The organism is Acidisoma sp., assembly GCF_035492295.1.
GTDB lineage: Bacteria > Pseudomonadota > Alphaproteobacteria > Acetobacterales > Acetobacteraceae > Acidisoma.
In genome coordinates this window covers 1-2,844 of sequence record NZ_DATJJK010000191.1, presented here as the reverse complement: position 1 = coordinate 2,844, position 2,844 = coordinate 1, and the positions used below count along the sequence as shown (strand labels likewise).

Genomic DNA, 2,844 nt, shown 5'->3' with positions numbered 1-2,844 from the left:
CCTCATGGGACCGCCGCATGGCGCGGGGCCACAGCCACGTCAGGCGGCTTCGTCCGCGCCGAAGACCCAGGCCAGCACGCCCTTCTGGGCATGCAGACGGTTCTCGGCCTCTTGGAAGACCACGGATTGCGGCCCGTCGATCACCGCGGTCTCGACCTCCTCGCCGCGATGGGCGGGCAGGCAATGCATGAAGAGCGCATCGGGTGCCGCTTCCGCCATCAACTTGGACGTCACCCGATAGGGTGCGAGCATGTTGTGACGGCTTTCGCCCTCGGTATCCGACATGCTGACCCAGGTATCGGTGATGACGCAGCGGGCATCCCGCACCGCTACGCGGGGGTCGTGCGTCAGCTCGATCTTTGCACCTTCGGCGCGCGCCCAGGCAAGGACGGCGGCCGGCGGCTCAAGCTCGCCAGGGCAGGCGAGGCGGAGGGTGAAGTCGAACCGCGCTGCGGCCTCGATCCAGCTGCGGGCGACGTTGTTGCCGTCCCCCACCCAGGCGATGGTCTGGCCGGCAATCGGCCCGCGCAGCTCCTCGAAGGTCAGGATATCGGCCATGATCTGGCAGGGGTGGGAGGCTTCCGTGAGGCCGTTGATCACCGGCACGGTCGCGTATTGCGCGAGTTCGCGCAGGTTGGCATCGCGATCCGTGCGCAGCATGATGGCATCCACGTAGCGGGACAGGACCCGCGCCGTATCGGCAATGGTCTCGCCCCGGCCGAGCTGCATTTCATGCCCCAGCAGCACCACCGGATCGCCGCCCATTTCGCGGATGGCAACCTCGAAACTCACCCGCGTGCGGGTGCTGGGCTTGCCGAAGATGAGTGCTACGGAACGGCCGGCGAGCGGCCGCGCGTGGCTGCGGCGGTTCGCCTTGCAGACTTCGGCGGTGGTCAGGATGTCGCGCAGCGTGCGGGCATCGAGGTCGCAGATGTCCAGGAAGTGCCGGATGGGGGCGCCGGACCCGTCAGCGGCTGCAGAAGTTTCCATCAAATCGTCCCTGACGTCCTTCACTGCGCAGCAACCTTCGTCTTGGCCAGCTCCTGTACCGCCTGCCGCAGCAGACGGATGGCGGTGTGGCAGTCCTCTTCCGTGATGATGAGCGGCGGCGCCAAGCGCAACACGTTGTCCCCGGCCGCGACGGTCAGCAGGCCCTGTTCCAGGCAGGCCGCCTGAAGCGCCGTATTGGGCAGTTCGAGCTTCAGGCCGATGAGCAGTCCGCGGCCGCGAATCGCCGTGATAACCTGAGGAAACTCGCCGGCGAGTGTCTTCAATCCGGCGCTGAGCAGCGCGCCGCGGGCGGCTACCTGGTCCAGGAAGCCGGGAACGAGGAGGACATCCAGCACGGCATTGCCGGCAGCGCAGGCGAGCGGATTGCCGCCGAAGGTGGTGCCGTGGCTGCCCGGCTTCACAGCACGGGCGACCGCCTCGGTCGTGACCACGGCGCCGATGGGGAAGCCGCCGCCGAGACCTTTGGCCAGCGACATGACATCCGGCGTGACGTCCGACCATTCATAGGCAAACAGACGGCCGGTGCGGCCCATGCCGGTCTGGATCTCGTCGAGGCCCAGAAGCAGGCCGAACTCGTCGGCCGCGGCGCGCAGCCCGGGCAGGAAATCCGGATCGGCCGAGCGGATGCCGCCTTCGCCCTGGATCGGCTCCATGACGATACCGGCGGTCTCCGGCCCGATGGCGTCGCGCAGCGCGTTGAGGTTGTTGAAGGGGACATGGTCGAAGCCGTCCACCGCCGGGCCGAAGCCCTTGATGTAGTTAGGGTTTCCGGTCGCCGAGATCATCGCGAGCGTGCGCCCGTGGAAGGCGCCGTCGAAGCAGATGATGCGCCAGCGCTCGGGATGGCCGTTCTCCGCATGGTATTTGCGGATCATCTTGACCATGCCCTCGTTCGCCTCAGCGCCCGAATTGCAGAAGAAGACGCTGTCGCCGAAACTGTTCTCGACCAGGCGCGCGGCGAGCTTTTCCGCCTGCGGCACCCGGTAGAGGTTGGAAACATGCATGACTTTCGCCGCCTGCTCGGCGATCGCCTGGGTCAGATGCGGGTGGCCGTGGCCCAGGGCGGAGGTCGCGATGCCGCCGCCGAAATCGAGGAATCGTCGCCCATCGGTCGAAAACAGCCAAGCACCGTCGCCCCGCTCAAAAGCGAGGTCGGCGCGGTTGTAGTTCGGCATCAGGGCAGAAATCATGCTGACCTTCCGGTGAAGGAAAGCAGTGATGTATGAGATGCGAGGCGGGTGTCGTCAATGAATGAGGATGAAGCATCACACAGATGACGCAGGCAAAAACCGCACGTCTCGACGGGGCGGCGCTACGGGAGGCTGCTCTCGCCTATGTCACGCGCTATGGCGGCACGGAGGCAGCGCTCGCCCGCGCGCTTGACCGGCGCATTCGCCGCTGGGCTGACGCATTGGCATCGGTCGAGGGTTGCGACCGGACGACGATCGCCGGCCAGGCGGCGGGGCTGCGCGAAGCGGCGGCAAAGGTCGTCGCCGATCTCGTTGCCATGGGCGCGGTCAATGACCAGGCCTTTGCCGAAAGCCGGGCGCGCCGGTTGCGCCGGGCGGGTCGCTCACGCCGGGCGGTCCTCGCCCATCTTGCGGCCCGCGGCGTTGCCGGGGAGACGGCGGGGGAGGCCGTGCCCGAGGACACGGCCACGGAATTCGCGGCCGCACTCGCTTTCGCCCGCCGCCGGCGCGTCGGTCCCTTCGCGGTCACCGGACCGGACGCCGAAGCCGATGCCGAAGCGGAGACCCGAATCCTCATGGCCTTCGGCCGGGCGGGCTTCAGCGGCAGCATTGCACGCCGGGCGTTGGCCTGTGAGCGGGAGGA

3 protein-coding genes are annotated in these 2,844 nt (G+C 67.8%); 1 reads left to right on the top strand and 2 read right to left on the bottom strand.

Features of this window, described 5'->3' with window-relative positions:
- Nucleotides 1–39: 39 nt before the first annotated feature.
- A complete protein-coding gene (argF, locus tag VL752_RS14315; RefSeq protein WP_325356407.1) occupies nt 40–990 on the bottom strand; it encodes an ornithine carbamoyltransferase in 951 nt (316 codons plus the stop codon).
- Between the two features lie 20 nt (nt 991–1,010).
- The gene (locus tag VL752_RS14310; protein WP_325356405.1) at nt 1,011–2,201 is read right to left on the bottom strand and encodes an aspartate aminotransferase family protein; all 1,191 of its coding nucleotides are present in this window, start codon (nt 2,199–2,201) and stop codon (nt 1,011–1,013) included.
- 83 nt (nt 2,202–2,284) lie between these two features.
- On the opposite strand from VL752_RS14310, the gene VL752_RS14305 reads away from it, so the two are divergent.
- Nucleotides 2,285–2,844, top strand: a 560-nt coding sequence (locus tag VL752_RS14305) for a RecX family transcriptional regulator (protein ID WP_325356403.1), incomplete at its 3' end; no start/stop codon positions are given.